Source organism: Variovorax sp. PBS-H4 (assembly GCF_901827205.1).
Taxonomy (GTDB): Bacteria; Pseudomonadota; Gammaproteobacteria; order Burkholderiales; family Burkholderiaceae_C; genus Variovorax.
In genome coordinates this window covers 28,622-44,814 of sequence record NZ_LR594676.1, presented here as the reverse complement: position 1 = coordinate 44,814, position 16,193 = coordinate 28,622, and the positions used below count along the sequence as shown (strand labels likewise).

Genomic DNA, 16,193 nt, shown 5'->3' with positions numbered 1-16,193 from the left:
CGTGTCACGAGTCAGAGCGGCTGTGGGGATGGTCAACGAGCGTCGTAGGCCTCGAGGACGCTTTGGGACAGACGGCCGCGGTCGGCGATCTGGTAGCCGGCATCAACGGCCCACGCCCGGATCTGGGCCACTTCTTCGCGGCTGCGTCCCTGCCCACGGACAGCCCGGCGGGTGGGGCGGTCGGTGTTCTTGACCCGCCGGCCGGCGTCGATGTACTTGGTGAGGGCTTTGCGGAGTTTGTCGGCATTGGCTTGGGTCAGGTCGATTTCGAAGTGGGCGCCGTCCAATGCGAACTCGATAGTCTCTGCCGCTTCGGAGGAGCCGTCGATGTCGTCGATCAGCTGAACGCTGGTGTGGGTAGCCATGAGTGCATTATGCATCAGTTCGCAGGGTCACATTGGTTCTCCCCTGCCCAGCTCACACAGTAACGAGTGACCGTACGGACAGTCGGTCTGTCTATTCCGGCGGAAAGTTGCGGGGAATGTTCTGCAGATCCGGCCGGTTCGCGGTAGGCGGGTTCTTTTTATTGTGATAAAGGTCCTGATCGGCGATGTCTTGAAGGTCGGGCAGTGACGAGGGGGAGCCCTCGCCAAGAGAGACGCCGTAACTGACCTGGTACCGGGCGCGTTGGGTGAGGTGGCGGGCGAGCTGCCGGACTTGAGTCAGGTCCGTGGCGCCGGTGAGGATGAGGAACTCATCTCCGCCCAGGCGGGCCAGGAGTGATTCGGCTGGTAGGAGCTTGGTCCACTGTTCGGTGAGCTGGGTGAGGACCTTGTCGCCGGCGCGGTGTCCGTGGGTGTCGTTGATGGCTTTGAAGTTGTCGATGTCCAGGATGATCACCCCGGTGAGTTTGCCGGACCGCTGGAATCGTTTCAGTAGGGTGGCGGCGGACATGACCGCTCCGGTGCGGTTGTAGACCCCGGTCAACGGATCCAGCAGTGCTGCTCTGGTGACCGCGGACAGTAGGGCTCCGAAGATTTCGCTGGAAGCGACGACACAGATCGGGAACGTGACCTGCCACAACTCCGGCACGTCCGTCACGGCCGTGGTCAGCAATGCCGCAGTGAGCACACCCAGGGCCGCCGCGGTCAGGCGGCCGACCGGGCCGGGGCTGAAAGCGCGGACGATCATGGCGACGGCCATGAGTTCGATGAGCGCCCACAGATGAGCGACCAGTGTGGTCCCGAACCCGAGCGAGGCGAGTGCAGCCGCGCCCATGGCGAAGAACACCGCCCACCGACGTACCGATCCCCGACACATCACCGACAACCCCATGCCGGCCAGGATGAACCCACCCGCCACCGCATCCCCGACCAGCTCCCGGACGGGAGCATCAACGCTGATTCCGTAGATGAGGCCGAGGGTGTGCAGGACAGCCAAAGCAGCCAGGTACCGGCGGGTCAGGCGAAGCTCCAGCCGGGGCGGAGATGTCCGCGACGGGGAAGCAGGCGCAGACGATGCGCGCAGTCTTCTCACCCACACAGGACGCCCATCCCGATCCCAGGTCACGCGATTGAGCCCTGCATTCGGTGACTCACGCGCTCGGGCGATGAAGTCAACGCCCCGCCCGGCACCGCCGAATCGGGTGCGTATCGCGAGAACGGCAGCCTTGAGACCAAGATCATCCCTTTGAAAGTAGCAGGGTTCTACTCGTTGGTAACCCTCGGACGCGCCCAGACACTTGGCACTTTGACTACTGGGAGTACCCGTCGGACAGCAGTTGCCCACCTGTAGTGGCAGTGCTGCGGGCGGCAGCGCCGAGCAAACCGGTCGATGCGGCGCGGCCGTGATGTTGAGTGAAGTCGGTGTGAAAACGATCTTGTAGGTTCCTGCGTGGACTGAGCTGCCGCAGGGGCCTGTGCAGCGGTCCTGCCCATTGCTCGTTGTGAAGGAGTCTGGTGTCTGATCGTCACCCCATGAGAAACGTTCCATCGACACGGTGGAAGGGGGGAAGCGGCGCGCATCGTCTGCGGGGTAAGTCCCGTTGGCTGGCTGTGCTGAGCAGCATCGGTCTGCTCGGCAGCGTCGTGGTCTTGTCCACCAGCAGCGCGGGTGTTGCTGTCGCGGCGCCGGGAGATCCCGATGTGCCGAACGCTCCGGTCACCGTGTACACCGAGGACTTCGAGAACGGTGTGGCCGCGGACCCGGTGTCCTTGACCGCGTACACCGGTGCCGACGGGACCACTTACACGGCGGCTGCGCCGTGGCTGACGGCATGCAACGGCAGCATCCTGGAGTTCAATGCCCCTGACAGCGCGATCGGTTTGACCAGCTGCCCGCCGGTGAACGGGTCCTTCGATCGGGTCCGGCAGCTGGCCCATGCGTTGGGTCAGCATGACGAGGCGGCAGATCCGGCGACCAACCATGCGGTGACGGCCTACACCGAGGGCAGCAGCCCCGGTGCCGGACTGGTGCAGTTCGAGACGGTCGACCCGATTCCACTGCTGGCCAGCAACCGGTTCGTCACGTTCTCGGTGGACGCGGCGGCGCAGAACTGTTTTGCAGCCCATCCGCTGTTCGGTTTCTACCTGCTCGACGGCGATCAGGTGATCCCGACCTTTGTCGACGGGGACCCGATCGATCCCTGTGATGTGAACGCAGGCGGGGAGCCTTATACCGCGCCGGCCGTGGGTGGATCCGGACCGGATGCGGGCATTCTTGCTGGCACCTACACCGCCAACAGCGCGTACCTGTTTTCCGGCAGCGAGCTGGGCATTCGGATGGTCAACTTCCAGGGCAGCGGCGGCGGTAACGATGCCGCGTTCGACAACATCCGCATCCTGGACGCGACCCCGCAGCTGTACAAGTCGTACTCGGCCCCGTCGCAGACCGAGGGTCTGCCGCTCACGCTGACCTTCACCATCACCAACACCTCCGAACTCGGTGAGAAGGCCGGTTGGTCGTTTACCGACACCTTGCCTGCAGGGATGACTGTCGCCGCTCCGGCGTCGCTGTCGACCACCTGCCCGTCCGGTCTCGTCAACGCCACTGCCACCACCGTCTCCGTGACCGGCAACCTGGCACTGGATCAGGAAAACTGCACCGCCTCGGTGAACGTCACCGCCGGAGCGGGCACTTACGTCAACGGTCCGGACAACATCACCGGCATCGGTGTCGACGCCCCGCCGCCGGCCACCGTGACCTTCGATGCCATCGATCCGTCGCTGTCGCTGGTCAAGAACTCCGTCCTGGACGATGCGAACACCAACGGTGTCGCTGATGTTGGTGAGAGCGTGCAGTACAGCTTCGATGTCACCAACACCGGCAACATCGCGATCAACCCGGTCACGATCGACGACTCCAAGGTCGGGGCCGTGACCTGCCCGACCGGTGCGCTGGCCGCCGGCGCCACCATCACCTGTGTGGCTGCCTCCTACGTCGTGACCCAGGCCGACGTCGACGCCGGGGTGGTGTTCAACGAGGCCACCGCGACCGGTACTCCGGTGCCGCCGCCCGGCTACCCGGCGATCCCGCCGGTCGATTCCGCCCCGGCGGAAGACGAGCTCCCGGTTCCGGCTGCTGCGCCGTCGATCTCGGTGGCCAAGTCCGCCGTGCTGACTGACACCAACGACAACGGCACGGCCGAGGTCGGCGAGAGCATCCAGTTCAACTTCGTCGTCACCAACACCGGCAACGTCACCCTCAGCAACGTGAGCGTCGACGATCCGAAGGCCGGCGCTGTGACCTGCCCGGTCACCCAGCTCGCCCCCGGCCAGAACACGCTGTGCTCGGCTGACGCCCTGTACGTCGTGACCCAGGCCGATGTCGACGGCGGCGTCGTCACCAACACCGCCACCGCTTCGGGCCTGCAGCCGGTCCTGGATCCGGCGAACCCGCCGGCCCCGGTCCAGTCGGATCCGTCGATCTCCGAGACCCCGGCCCCGGAGGCGGCCCCGTCGCTGTCGCTGCTCAAGCTCTCCCTGCTCGAGGACCTCAACGAAAACGGCACCGCCGACCTCGGTGAACGCGTTGCCTACGGCTTCGTCGTCACCAACACCGGCAACGTCACCCTTACCGACCTCGCCATCGACGACCCGAAGGCCGGCACGGTCACCTGCGTAGACCAGCCGGTCGGACCCGGCCTGTCCGTGACCTGCGAGGCCGATGAGCCGTACATCGCCACCCAGGCCGACATCGACGCCGGCGAGGTCTTCAACTCCGCCACCGCGTCCGGTCTGCAGCCGGTCCTGGACCCGGAGAACCCGCCGGCCCCGACCGTCAGCGAGCCGTCCGAGATCTCCATCCCCGCCACCTTCGCCCCGGCCGTGTCCGTGGAGAAGAACGGTGAGCTGATCGACGACAACGACAACGGCACCGCCGATGTCGGCGAGAGCATCGAGTACTCGTTCCTGGTCACCAACACCGGCAACGTCACTCTCACCGAGATCGCCGTCGACGACCCCAAGGCCGGCGCGGTCACCTGCCCGACCGAGCCGCTGGCCCGGGCGCACAGGCACTGTGCGCGGCGGACGAGCTGTACGTCGTCACCCAAGCCGACGTCGACGCCGGATGGGTCGTCAACAACGCGACCGCTTCCGCGCTGCCGCCGGTCAACGATCCGGAGAACCCCCCGGCGACCGTCACCTCCGCCCCGGCCGTCGACGAGGTCCCCGCGACCTTGGCCCCGGCCCTGGACGTGGTCAAGGAAGCCGAACTGGACGACACGAACGGCAACGGCGTCGCCGATGCAGGCGAGAGCATCGCCTACAGCTTCGTCGTCACCAACTCCGGCAACGTCACCCTCACCGAGATCGCCGTTCTGGATCCCAAGGCTGATGCGATCACCTGCCCGACCGAGCCGCTGGCCCCGGGCGAGCAGGCTCTGTGCACCGCTGACGCCCTGTACGTCGTCACCCAGGCCGACGTCGATGCCGGCGTCGTGCTGAACACGGCGACCGCTGCCGGCACCACCCCGCAGCGTCTGGACGGCACCGGCGGAGAGCCGGTCACCTCGCCCGAGTCCACCGTCGAGGTCCCGGTGCCGGCTCCGGCTCCGGCTCTGGAGATCGAGAAGCTCGCGGTGTTCGACGATCTCAACGGTAACGGCACCGCTGATGTCGGCGAGAAGATCGCCTACACCTTCGCTGTCGCCAACACCGGCAACGTCACCCTCACCGACGTCACCGTGGACGACCCGAAGGCCGGAGCGGTCACCTGCGCCGTTACCGTCCTGGCCCCGCTCGAGGTCACCGCGTGCATCGCCGATGAGGTGTACGTCGTGACGGCGGCGGATGTCGCCGCCGGCGGCGTCCACAACGTGGCCACCGCCTGGGGCACCGCCCCCGACGGCACCACCCAGGTCCAGAGCGCCCAGGCGGAGGTGACCACCCCGACCACCGTCCCCGCCCCGGCTCCGGCTCCGGCCCCGGCGCCCACCCCGGCGCCGGCGCCGGTGAAGCCGCCGGCGCTGGCCGCCACCGGCTCGCACGGTGAGCTGCTCGTGCCGCTGGCATTGGCCCTGCTCGCCTTCGGTGCCCTGACCGTCCTGGTGACGCGTCGTCGCTCCACCCAGAGCTGACCCAGCTCCGTACACCCGAGGGGCGGCACTCCACACCGGAGTGCCGCCCCTCGGCGCATCCACGCCACAGCGGCGGGCCGGTCACCCTCTGGCTGACGGCGATGTCATGCACCTTGCACAGCAGCCCCACCCCCAGGTCTGGGCCATGTCTTCGCGGGTCACTCTGTCGGACAGAATGAGGCAATGAACAAAGGTGTACGTGATGTGGCCTGGGCGGCTGCGGGTCTGGTGTCGGCCGGTGTGCTCGCAGCGGTGATGGTGCGTTCGTCACCGAGGTGGGTGTCGGCGATCGTCAAGGGCGCGTTCGAGCAGGCGGGGAGTGTCGTCGCCCGCCGGATGCAGGCCCATGTCATTCCCGGCGTCACTGAGCAGACCCGGTTGTCGTACCGGCCGGGCGATCCGGATGCTTTCCTCACGATGCACCGCCGTCAGGGAAGCGCCGGCCTGTTGCCGGTGGTGGTGTGGATCCACGGTGGCGGCTGGATCAGCGGCAACAGCAGTAACGTGGACCCCTACCTGCAAATCATGACCGCCCGAACAGGCATCGCGACTGTCTCGGTGGACTACACCCCAGGGCCCCGCGCCTCCTACCCCACCGCTGTTCAACAGATCCAAGACGCCCTGGCCTACTTGGACCAGCACGCCGAGGAGCTCGGTGTGGACCGCAACCGAATCGTGCTGGCCGGTGACTCCGCCGGTGCCCAGCTGGCCACCCAGACCGCGGCCATCATCACCAACCCAGACGCGGCCGCCGTCACCGCCGTGGCGCCCGCGCTGGCGGCGCGGCAACTTCGCGGAATGATCCTGCACTGCGGCGTGTACGACCCTGTCGCGCTCGCCGGCGAACCGGGCCCGTTGGGATGGGTCATCCAGCAGGTCTTACGGGCCTACACCGGCACGCGCTCGCTCGTCGATAGCGCGGCCCTGACTCAGATGAGCGCCGCGCAGTCCGTGAACGGCAACTTTCCACCTACCTTCATGTCTGCCGGGAACGCGGACCAACTAACCGAGGTCCAATCGAAACCGTTCGCCGAACACCTTGAACGGCTCGGCGTTCCCACCCGGACCGTGTTCTTCGCGCAGGACCACGAACCGAGACTGCCGCACGAGTTCCAGTTCAACCTCGACGGCGACGACGGACAACGCGTCCTTGCCGAATCCATCGCGTTCATCACCGACCTGTTCAACACCACAAGCGGCCGCGGCCCGGGCCGGCTCCAGGGCCGCTTCGCCTGATCCCCCTCTCACCGGCCTGTTCCCCACCTTCAAAGGTCACCGAGCGGCACACCGGGCCAGATCACCGCGCCGGTCAGCGGCTGCAACGTCCAGCTGGCCAGCACTGCTGACACGTCCACGTGCGGGAGCCGGTCGCGCCGCGAATCCGACGAGAACCTTTCCTGGCCAGAGAGCTGACCGTGGGCAGACCTTCAGAGGCGATCAGTTCACGCTGTCTCCGCGGCAAAAATGGGCGTCCCTGTCCATGCCGCACACAGTGGTGGCCACCGCCGACCGCCGTCCGGATCCGGCTCACCGGCACCGGCCGTGGAGGCCGGATCCGTGTCCGCGCCTATGTCAGGCCTTGGGGGGTTTGCGTGACGTTCAGCGGACCGGCTACGGACGGGCCGGGGCAGTGACTCTATGGAGACCCCTGTCAGTAACTTCGGATTCGCGCTACTTGTGGCCCCTCCCCGGGTCAGGTAGGCCGGTTGAGCGTCGACGGGTGAAGGCCAGCGCGGCCCCGCCTGCTAGTAGTAGTCCCCCCGCACCCGGGATCAGGATCTGTGCGGCGGTGCCGGTTGCGGCCAGCTGCGGGGTCCTTTCGGCCAGGGCGCTGGTGCGGTTGGTCGTGGTCATCGGCCCGGCGCTGCTGGCCTGGACCAGGATCGGTCGAGAGTTCTTCAGTCCGGTCGATTCGCCCTTGACCTCGATGGTGTGGATGCCGGCGGCGGTGTCCGGCGGGATGATGACGGTGGTCACCACCCGGCCCTGGGCGTCGGCCAACGGGGTGGCCAGCACGATCGGTGTGCTGTACATGGTCACGGTGACGTTCTCGCCCGCAGGGAAGCCGGTGGCCTCGATCTGCAGCGTGCCGCCGGCGGTGACGGCACCGGTGTAACCGGGGAACGACAGGCCCAGGTCGGTGGCGTTGATGGTGGTGTCCTGCCGGACGTCAATGGTGGCTGCGGGATAGTCGGTGGTGGCGTTGTAGGTCGAACAGGATGCGTTGACGGTCATGTCTGTGGACCCGGCGTCAAACACGACACCCCAGGCGCCGGTCTCCGGGTCGGGTTGCACCTGCGTGATCGTTTCCTGCCCCGACGCCGTGCTCACGGTGGCGGTAATCGCGGCGTCGATGCCCAGGCAGTCGGTTCCCAGTACCTCGACGGTTTCCCCGGGTGCGGTCTGGGGCGGTGCGGTGAGGGCCGGTGCGGCCTTGGCCGGCAGCGTCCAGCCGACGACTCCGCCAGCCGCAAGGACCAAGACCCCGACCACAATCCCTCTGGCCCCCCACCTTGACCTCGGTGGCGGTACTAGTCGTTCACGGCGCATGGCGGAAACTTTCGGGTACGGGGACGAAGCCGGACGGCTTCGAAGTGGAGACGACGAAGGTGCGGCCCCGTCACGCGAAAGGCCCAACTTTGCGACGCAATCGTTGCGCGTGGCCACGCGAACCTGCCGCGGGGGTTGGCGTTACCAAGAGTCGATGCGGATGGGTTCGCCCAGGGCATGACGCGAAGCTGTGACGGCTCAACCGGTTCCGCAGTAGGCCCACGGGTCGTCCTGGGTTTGGGACATCTGCAGTGTCAGGCGGGCGGTGCCGGTTCCGGAGACGCTGTACACGAGGTCCTTGCCTTCGGCGGCGATGTCGATGGTGGGGAGCAGGTCGGTGTAGGGGCGCTCGGCTTGGGTGGACTGGCCTTCAGTGAGCAGCGTGCGCCGCGCGTGCAGGTCTGCGGCAGCATCTTGCGGATCGGAGTAGCCGGCGAGGATGACGGCTGTCGACTCGTCTTGCAGCGCATGGACGATCGTCACCGGCCGAGCAAGCTGTTGCAGGTCGAGGAGTTTCTGCTCGAGTTGAGCGCGTTGGTCTGCGGAGGCTCGTTGGCCCAGGGTGCCGGCCACGGGATCGGTACAGGCATCGCCCCCGGTACGCACCTGCATCACCTCCGGTGTCATGGTCAGCTCCGCCCACGGTTTCTCCTCGGGTAGCGAGGCAACCGAGGGAGCATTGCCGTCGAACACCGCCAGGACCTCTTCCGGGGCGCCACCGGTGACGATCAGCTTGTGCTCTGGCAGCACGGTGGCCTCGAGGAACGGCATGATTGATGCCCCGGTGGTCCGATCGAAGCGGTAGTGCGGCCGCTCTGGAGGTCCGTCGACGAGGTAGGCCTGTTCGAGAGAGTCGGTGACCACGGCCATATCAATGTCATCGCGGAGTTTCAGCACCGAAACGGGACGGTCCCCGAACAGGGTGGCCTCCCACTGGACATCGAAGGTGTTCCACCCCCATTCCTGCAGCATCGGGAGCGTGTAGTCGCCCAGCTCGCCCACGGCGGCGCTGTTGAGACTGCGTTCCTGCCAGGCGGTCACCTCGGGTGAGTCTTTTGCTGCGGTTCCGTCGAGGTTGCCCACACCCCAGCGGCTTCGTGCGGCCTGTAGATCAGTGACCATGAACCGGGTTTGGTCTGCTGGGATAGCGGCCAGGGCCGCCCTCATGTTGTCCGACAGCGGCAACCCGCTCTCCACAGCTGGCGACCCCTCTTCAGACTCCCCATCACCAGAGGCCGACGTGCACCCGGCCACCAACAGCGCCAACAACGCAACGGACAGCGAACGACTGGACGTGGATCTCATCCCTCGATGACACCACACGCTCACCCGCTCGGCGGGCCGGTTGCGCGACTGATCAAGCCCGCTCGCGGAAACGGATCTCCCGGTCCAGCGACCAGCGCGACTTCACCGGCGTGACAACTTGACGGTGCTGGGTCACTTTCACCGGCTGGCGATTCGTTCGGGCCCGTTGGCTCGTCCGCACCTGACACCGCTTGCGATTCCATTGACGGTCTTCTGGAGAACGGGACCGAGATCTTTCCACTCACCGAGCCACAGGGCTAGCAGCGCCGGCCGAACGGTGGACCGCGTGTTGCAAGCCTCGTTGACCGACATAGTCGGCTATCGCGCTCGCGAACGTATCAGCGGCTGAAACCGAAGCCGGTGGGCGACAGATCTAAGTGGCACCGGCGCGTTCGGGGTACTTGGTGCGCGCGGTCGATCCCCAGCAGTCGGTTAGTGCGCCGCTAGTTCGGAGTAGGCGGTCTGCCAGCCCCGCACTTTGATCAGACTTCTCCGGCCGGGCCCGTCACGGCAGAACTGGTCGGTTCCTGGCGGGGAGGGGTCCCAGCAAGTCTTTGCTTCCGCGAACGGTTCTCGCTGCGCCAGAGGAAGACGGCCGTCGCGAACACGCCGGCGGCGAACAGTGGCCAACCCATCACGATCCGGCTCGCCGACAGCCATGCCACCTGATCGGCCTCGTAGAGGGCGAGCTGCACGCTGAAGCGGGACAGGTAGATACCGATCCAGATGAGTCCAGCCCAGCTGTACCTGCGCACAGCTGAACGGTCCTTCCGCCAGGCCAGTCCGCCACCACGCAAGAATTCCCACACCACGCCCACCAGCGGCCATCGCACCAGGATGGACGCAACCATGAGAACCGCCCCACCCAGGGCCATCCATATGCCGATCGAGAAGTAGTCGCGGCGATCGCCTGTCAGTAGCGCGACCAGGGACGCCAACGACACGGCCAGCAGTCCCAGCGCCGGTGACGTCATTGATCGTTTGCGGACGAACTGGGCCACCCCCAGCGCCAACGCAGTCAGCACCGAAACTGAGACGCCCCAGGTGATTCCGCCGATTGCAGATGTCACGACGAAGGCGACCATCGGCAGAGCTGTCCGCACGATCCCCATCGGACCGCCTACACGCTCCCATGGGATTGCCAGCCGCTCGCTACCTGTCATGACCTTGCCTTCGTTGCTCCGGACTCCCTACAGCCGACCGGCCATCGATGATGATCAACGACGTGGGGCCGAAAACGGTCCAACACCACAGTCGTTTTCGAGTGATTTCTGCTGTGGTGTCCGTTTAGACGATGCGGGAAGGGGGCCGGCTCGGTGTCGGCCCCTTCGCGGGCCGGTCACAGGTGGGGACCTACTCGCCTCGTCCGATGAGGCCGAGTCGAGTTGCCTCTCGAACGGCTTCTTCGCGTCGTCGGGCGCCGAGCTTGCGGTAGGCGCTGTTCATCTGAGATTTGATGGTGTGGACCGAAACGTGCAGCTCAGCAGCGATCTGGGAGGCCGTCAGGTGTCGAGCCAGGTACGTCATGACTAGGCGTTCACGTGGGGTCAACCGCGCGGCGGTCATCAGGGGGGGTGCTATGAGAGGGATGCCGGCGCCGAGCAGTCGCTCAAATGCGGGGTCGGGGAACGCCTCTCGGAGGGCTGACAGGTCGTCTGCAGGCAGGAAAAGAACGGGAAGTCGCATCCTGGTGCTGGTGAGCGCGACGGCCGCGGCGGTGAAGTGGTGACGGGCGGTGGCAGCTCGACCCGCGCGCCAGAACAGGATTGCGGACAGCAGGTCTCGCTCCGCCTGCCCTCGTGTGGTCGGTTCGGCCGGGGTCTGGCGGGCCAGAATGGCCTCAGCAGATGCAGAGTGGCCTCGGTGCAGTGCCGCCAGTGCGGTCTGTACTTGGACGTGGTCGCGCCACCGGCGGGGGATCGCGTCCAGTGCCGTCTGAGCGTGGTCGACGTGATCGGCGAGGGTGAACAGCACTGCCGACGTCGCGTGGAGTTGGGCCAAGGCGGGGGCAGCAAGTCTGCGAAGTGCGGGGTCGACAACTGTTGATTGGCGCAGGAGGTGGGCTGCCCGAAGCGGGTCGCCGGCACCTGCGACAGTCAGAGCTCGAAGGTGGAGCAACAAGCCGCGGTGTTCGTTGGTCGGTAGTTCGTCGTCGAGCAGGTCGAGTTCTGCTGCGGCAGCGGTGAAGTCGAAGGTCTCCATGAAGAGGACCGTTCTGGCGACGTGGTAAAGGGTGGCCAGGTAGGTGCCCACTTCCTTTGCTGGGAAAGTCGTCTGGTGCGGGAAGTCGACCAATGTGCGGGCGTGATCCAGGTCGCCGGCAAGCGCGGCCGTGCCGGCCTTCAGCGCCAAGGGATGCAGAGGTGCCCGCGGTCGGGTCGAGGCGGCCGCGGCGGTGGCCGCCGACTCGAAGGCGTGCATGGCGTCGGTGTACCTGGAGTGGCTGAGGAAGGTGACGCCGTTGTTGGCGAGCAGGGCCGGGAGGAGCTCGCCCAGCTCGTCGAGAGTGTCCGGGTCGGCGTGATCGATCAGTAACATTGCTTTGCGCGCCGGTGTGAGCGCCCGGTTGACGTTGCCGCTGACCCGTAGGACCGATCCTTCCAACGTGGTCAGGATGATCCGGTCCACCGTGTTCAGGGTTTTGTGGTGGATACGTGAGCCCAGGGCGGCGGCTGCGAAGTACTCCATCGCTCGAAAGCGGCCCCCGGCTCGGGTGTTGTGAGCTGCGGCCATCAGCGTGGACAGGAGGGGGTACTGCTGCAGCCGCCAGATCTTGATCCCGTTGGTCGCCCGGATGATGCCGTCAGCATGAAACCGCAGGATGTCCAGCCACGTGCGCTTGGCGACGTGGCAGGCGAAGGCCAGATCGTCGATCTCCACCGCGATGTCGAAGGCACGAAACGCATCGCCGTGCTCCAGTTCCCACTGTGCGACCAGTGCCCTGAGCCGGTACAGATCGGCGGGTCGGGATCTGCGGAGGCGCGCTCGAAGACCCTCCCGCAACAACGGGTGGTAGACGAAGGTGCCGTCGGCTTCGACGTGGCCGGCCATCCCACCCCCGACGTCCTCGAGCACGCGGAGCAGGTGGGACACGTCTGCGGTTGGAACCAGGACCTGCGCGAGCGGGGGCGGGAGGGTATCGGCAGTTGACGTCAGCAACATGAAGTCCACGAGCCGGCCGTCGTCGGGAACCTGTCGCAACACCTTTCGTAGGTACTCTTCCCCGGCTGCGGCAAGCCCCGGTCTGTCGGTCTCGGAACCCCTGTCGGTGCGCGAGTGCACCGTGGCCGCGATCAGCCGCGCCGCAAGGATCGATCCCCCAGCAGCCCGATGAGCTGCCTGGTCGATGTGGTCGGAGACTGCCGGTCCAGCTGCAGCCAGGATCTGCGCGGTCTCCTCGGGCTGCAGGACGAGCGACTCGGGGCCGATGACATCGACGTCCATCTGCACCTGCACCCCAGAGCCCATGAGCGACAGGTGTGCGCGGGTGGTGACCACCACACGCAGCGACCGGCTCGAGGTCACCAACTCGGTCAGATCGGCGAAGACTGCCTCATCCTCGATGAGATGTGCCCCGTCGATCACCAGGACCAAGGACGGACAAGATCGCAAGAACGTCATCAAGGCATCGATCTCGGCTGCGGCGTCCCACGCAGGCTCTCGGCTGTGGGGATCGACGGCGGGATAGTCCGAGAAGGACCTGATCACGGCAGTGGCGGCATCGCGCCAGAACACGTGTCGGGAAGCGTTGCCCGGGTGCACCGAAACCCAAGCGACCGGATCCGCGAGTCCATGCGCCCATTGGGCCACCACCGTGGTCTTGCCTGCCCCTGCGGGTCCGTGAACCACGTGGATCACGGCGTCGCTGCCGAGCAGTTTCTCAACCTGCGGTCGATCCAGGAGCCCTCGAGGCAGTCGAGGCACCGCCCAGATTCTGGGATCAGACATCTTCATCCTTCACTGCCATCAGATGGCGACGCGCCGAGAACGGGCGCGCAGAGCCTCCCGACTTGGACAGAACAAGCGCCAGGTGACGCCGGACGGACGGCACCCAGCGACGACATCAGTATGCCGCGCCGCTTCAGTCCCATTCGGAGCAGCGGCAAAAACTTCACCGAAGCCCAAGACATCCTGGGCCTTCCGAGTATGAAAAATGGTATGAACTAGGTCCGCGGCCCTTCCATCAGTGAAAGAGATGTCCTATAAGCGCCGCGATCTACCAGTGGTTTGACGCGATAGGGAGATGTATCGAAAGCCATACGCTCCCGCTTTCAGTAGCAACACCTGAAAGTGTGCATCGATAGCCGTTCGAGTGGCATGGAGCGGCCGCTCTCGAGACCTTCTCCCCTGATGGTCACTGTCGGATTGGGGTACAAGACATGTTGCACAGCAACCTGTTTCGACGAGCAGAGAGCTAGGATCGCTCTACCATCGCGCCGTGCTCTTGAGGCGTCACACTGTTCCCTTGTGCGAAATATCCACCCGCTGGAGTGGGCTATAAGGGCCTCGCCCTGTGCGTATGATGACGCCGGGTTAGAGCCGGATGGGGCGCGGCAGGTTTTCTCGAAGTTTCTTCGGGAGTCGCGTGACAAGCGCATCACTCGGACGTCTGCCCTTCAGGAACACCTTCCATTTCCTACCCGGAGGACCACCATGCGCCGTGAACGACCATTGCCGCCACCCCAGTCAGGGCGGAGGGCGAAGTCGATAGTGCGGACCACGCCCGCTCACCGAGCGAGCATCGACTCTCCCGGCCGGTCGCGCCGGATCCTGGCTTTGGCCCTGACCGCGCTGGTGGTCCTGGTCGTTCCCGCTGCGGCCGCCAACACCGTCGAGCCGACCGATCCGGCCGCTTCCACCGCAGCGGAGGCCAGCGTCTCGACGGAGGCCGCTGAGGCGGTGACGTCTGGGGTCAGCAGCAGTGTCGAGGTGAGCGATCCGACGGCCCCCGCTACTGCTGACAGCGAGTCCGCGAGCACGTCTTCGCCTTCTGAACCGGAAGCGGCGATCGTTTCGGAGATCGGGGAGGATGCGGCGCAGGCGCCGGTCGAGCAGGACGCTCAGGCCCGAGTCGCGGAGGTGGCAGCCGCTGCGTTAGCGCCGGAGCTGACGTTGCAGCTCACTCAGGTGACGGGCACCGGTCCGTTCGATGCTGACGACAACCCGGGTAACGACTCCAGCGGATCCAACAACATCATCCGCACCAACGACACCATCAACTACACGGTGGCCATCAACTACGAGGGCGGCGACCAGACCAACCCGGTCATTGCCTTCACCCTGCCCCAGGGCCAGGAACTGGTGTCGCTGCCACCGTTCTGTCTGACGGGATCCACGCTGACGCCCGCAAGCCTCGGCGCTCCGGTCATTCCGGTCACCACCACGTTCCTACCAGGCGCTGGGCACCCAGACGGTGTCCTGCCGGTCGCCGATCAGGCCCAGGGCACCTCGCTGGACTACAACTTCCTGGCCAAGGTTCGACCGGAGATGCCGAACGGCGCCGCGATGGGACCGATCACGGCCAGCGCCACCAGTGACCAGGTCACCACCGCCACCCAGTCGAACCCGTGACGCAGACGGTGTCCGCACTGGCGAACTTCGATGTGTCCAAGCGGGGCCTGTCGGCGGCGGACAACACCGGACCGCTGTATGCCACGAACCGTCCGTGCTCGTTCGACGCGACGCGCTCGTGCACCCAGTACGAGTACCCGCTCACCCTCAGCTCCCCGGACGCGGCGAAGGGCACCAGCCCGTTGGCGTCGCCGTTCACGTTGGTCGACGACATCAGCCCCGCCACCTACTTCGGTGCCACCGTGTGGGCAGATGCCATCGCGCAGGCTGGCTCGGAAGCGGCCGCCCTCGCCAAGTACGCACCGCGCTACAACTGCTCAGGGGTGCAGAATCTGTGGGGCTCCTTGCCCTGGAGCTCCGGCGGCAACAGCACGGTGAAGAACGCTGTGCGCAACTCCGGCACCATCGACTGCACGCAGCCGGGCGGTGTCGGCACTCCGGTGCAGATCTCGTTCGCCAACGCCGACACCACTGGCTACACCGTGCCGACGCTGTCCGGCAACAACAGTGCTCTGCCGGCTGACAGTGGCTACATCATCTCCGTGCAGGTCAACCTGGAAATCCCCCTGGATGCGATCCTGGACCTGGGCGAGGAGAGCCCGAACGGCAACTCCTGGACGTTGCAGACCGAGAACACCTACACCGACATCGTCGCCAACGACATCGCCGGTAACCCCAACGCCGGCGAGGTGCTGGCCAACCAACAACCGCAAGGCCCGATCGCGCTGCAGCGCGGTGAAGGCTTCGTCAAGTGGTTCAGCGCGCCCTGGGGAGCCCCGAACAACACCCCCGCCGGGACTTTCAACGGCGGGTTCGGAGCCTGGCAAGGACCCCCTGGATCCAGCTACGTCCGCGAGGGCAACACCGTTGTCATCCCCCGGCCAGCAGGTGCAGAGCAACCTGTTCTTCTCCCCCACCGGCGTATCCCGAATTCGGGAACTCAGTTCTCCCGCAGCTACTTCGGCTGCGACGTGTGGGACGACACCCAGCTGGGGCTGACCCTGCTGAACAACGTCGGGAGCGCGAACGGGGAAACCAGCCGACCGTCGAACGGTCAGGCTGCGTGGATCTCGCTGTTCTTCAACGGTGTCTCTGATGCCGCCCCGCTGTCGGATCTGCGGAACCTGAAGATCGAGTACTCGTCCGGTCCGGCCGGGCCGGGCGCCGACGCGGACTGCACCACCGGCACCTGGTACAGCACTCCGGACGCCGTCCCGGAGCCGTCCTGACCGGAAATGTGTACAGCGGT

Annotated in this window: 11 protein-coding genes; 5 read left to right on the top strand and 6 right to left on the bottom strand. The window is 66.2% G+C overall.

Annotated features, from left to right (window positions below; genetic code table 11):
- Nucleotides 1–32: 32 nt before the first annotated feature.
- Together E5CHR_RS30740 and E5CHR_RS30735 are read right to left on the bottom strand one after the other, a co-directional pair.
- Nucleotides 33–365, bottom strand: a complete 333-nt coding sequence (locus tag E5CHR_RS30740) for a histone-like nucleoid-structuring protein Lsr2 (protein ID WP_162584024.1) — start codon at nt 363–365, stop codon at nt 33–35.
- A 91-nt stretch (nt 366–456) separates the two neighbouring features.
- Nucleotides 457–1,380 (bottom strand): GGDEF domain-containing protein, encoded by a 924-nt coding sequence (locus E5CHR_RS30735; RefSeq protein ID WP_162584023.1) that lies wholly within the window; start codon nt 1,378–1,380, stop codon nt 457–459.
- Nucleotides 1,381–1,994: 614 nt separating this feature from the next.
- Between E5CHR_RS30735 and E5CHR_RS31915 the strand changes: the two genes are divergently transcribed.
- The 3 genes from E5CHR_RS31915 to E5CHR_RS30710 all read left to right on the top strand — a co-directional run bounded on the left by E5CHR_RS31915 (nt 1,995) and on the right by E5CHR_RS30710 (nt 6,754).
- On the top strand, nt 1,995–4,886 hold the full coding sequence (locus E5CHR_RS31915; RefSeq protein ID WP_162584022.1) for a DUF7507 domain-containing protein: 2,892 nt from the start codon (nt 1,995–1,997) through the stop codon (nt 4,884–4,886).
- A complete protein-coding gene (locus E5CHR_RS32020; RefSeq protein WP_443083138.1) occupies nt 4,781–5,518 on the top strand; it encodes a DUF7507 domain-containing protein in 738 nt (245 codons plus the stop codon). Before E5CHR_RS31915 ends, E5CHR_RS32020 begins: the two co-directional genes overlap by 106 nt.
- 183 nt (nt 5,519–5,701) lie before the next feature.
- The gene (locus tag E5CHR_RS30710) at nt 5,702–6,754 is read left to right on the top strand and encodes an alpha/beta hydrolase (RefSeq protein ID WP_162584020.1); all 1,053 of its coding nucleotides are present in this window, start codon (nt 5,702–5,704) and stop codon (nt 6,752–6,754) included.
- A 435-nt stretch (nt 6,755–7,189) separates the two neighbouring features.
- On the opposite strand, the gene E5CHR_RS30705 is transcribed toward E5CHR_RS30710, so the two are convergent.
- From E5CHR_RS30705 to E5CHR_RS30690, 4 genes are all read right to left on the bottom strand, one after another.
- Complete coding sequence (locus tag E5CHR_RS30705) at nt 7,190–7,999, bottom strand: LPXTG cell wall anchor domain-containing protein (protein ID WP_162584019.1); 810 nt, start codon at nt 7,997–7,999, stop codon at nt 7,190–7,192.
- Nucleotides 8,000–8,266: 267 nt separating this feature from the next.
- Complete coding sequence (locus E5CHR_RS30700) at nt 8,267–9,190, bottom strand: hypothetical protein (RefSeq protein ID WP_162584018.1); 924 nt, start codon at nt 9,188–9,190, stop codon at nt 8,267–8,269.
- Between the two features lie 665 nt (nt 9,191–9,855).
- Nucleotides 9,856–10,485, bottom strand: a complete 630-nt coding sequence (locus tag E5CHR_RS30695) for a DUF3159 domain-containing protein (protein ID WP_269474093.1) — start codon at nt 10,483–10,485, stop codon at nt 9,856–9,858.
- A 241-nt stretch (nt 10,486–10,726) separates the two neighbouring features.
- Entirely contained in the window at nt 10,727–13,321 is a 2,595-nt protein-coding gene (locus E5CHR_RS30690; RefSeq protein ID WP_162584016.1) for a helix-turn-helix transcriptional regulator, read from the bottom strand.
- An 828-nt stretch (nt 13,322–14,149) separates the two neighbouring features.
- On the opposite strand from E5CHR_RS30690, the gene E5CHR_RS30685 reads away from it, so the two are divergent.
- The gene (locus E5CHR_RS30685) at nt 14,150–14,944 is read left to right on the top strand and encodes a hypothetical protein (protein ID WP_162584015.1); all 795 of its coding nucleotides are present in this window, start codon (nt 14,150–14,152) and stop codon (nt 14,942–14,944) included.
- Complete coding sequence (locus E5CHR_RS30680) at nt 14,941–16,173, top strand: hypothetical protein (protein WP_162584014.1); 1,233 nt, start codon at nt 14,941–14,943, stop codon at nt 16,171–16,173. The genes E5CHR_RS30685 and E5CHR_RS30680 overlap by 4 nt, the downstream gene beginning before the upstream one ends.
- The last annotated feature ends 20 nt before the right edge of the window (nt 16,174–16,193 follow it).

Bases quoted from the DNA above. Each gene is read 5' to 3' on its own strand.
- E5CHR_RS30690 (WP_162584016.1), bottom strand. From the start codon at position 13,321: ATGTCTGATCCCAGAATCTGGGCGGTGCCTCGACTGCCTCGAGGGCTC.
- E5CHR_RS30740 (WP_162584024.1), bottom strand. From the start codon at position 365: ATGGCTACCCACACCAGCGTTCAGCTGATCGACGACATCGACGGCTCC.
- E5CHR_RS30695 (WP_269474093.1), bottom strand. From the start codon at position 10,485: ATGGGGATCGTGCGGACAGCTCTGCCGATGGTCGCCTTCGTCGTGACA.
- E5CHR_RS30710 (WP_162584020.1), top strand. From the start codon at position 5,702: ATGAACAAAGGTGTACGTGATGTGGCCTGGGCGGCTGCGGGTCTGGTG.
- E5CHR_RS30700 (WP_162584018.1), bottom strand. From the start codon at position 9,190: ATGGTCACTGATCTACAGGCCGCACGAAGCCGCTGGGGTGTGGGCAAC.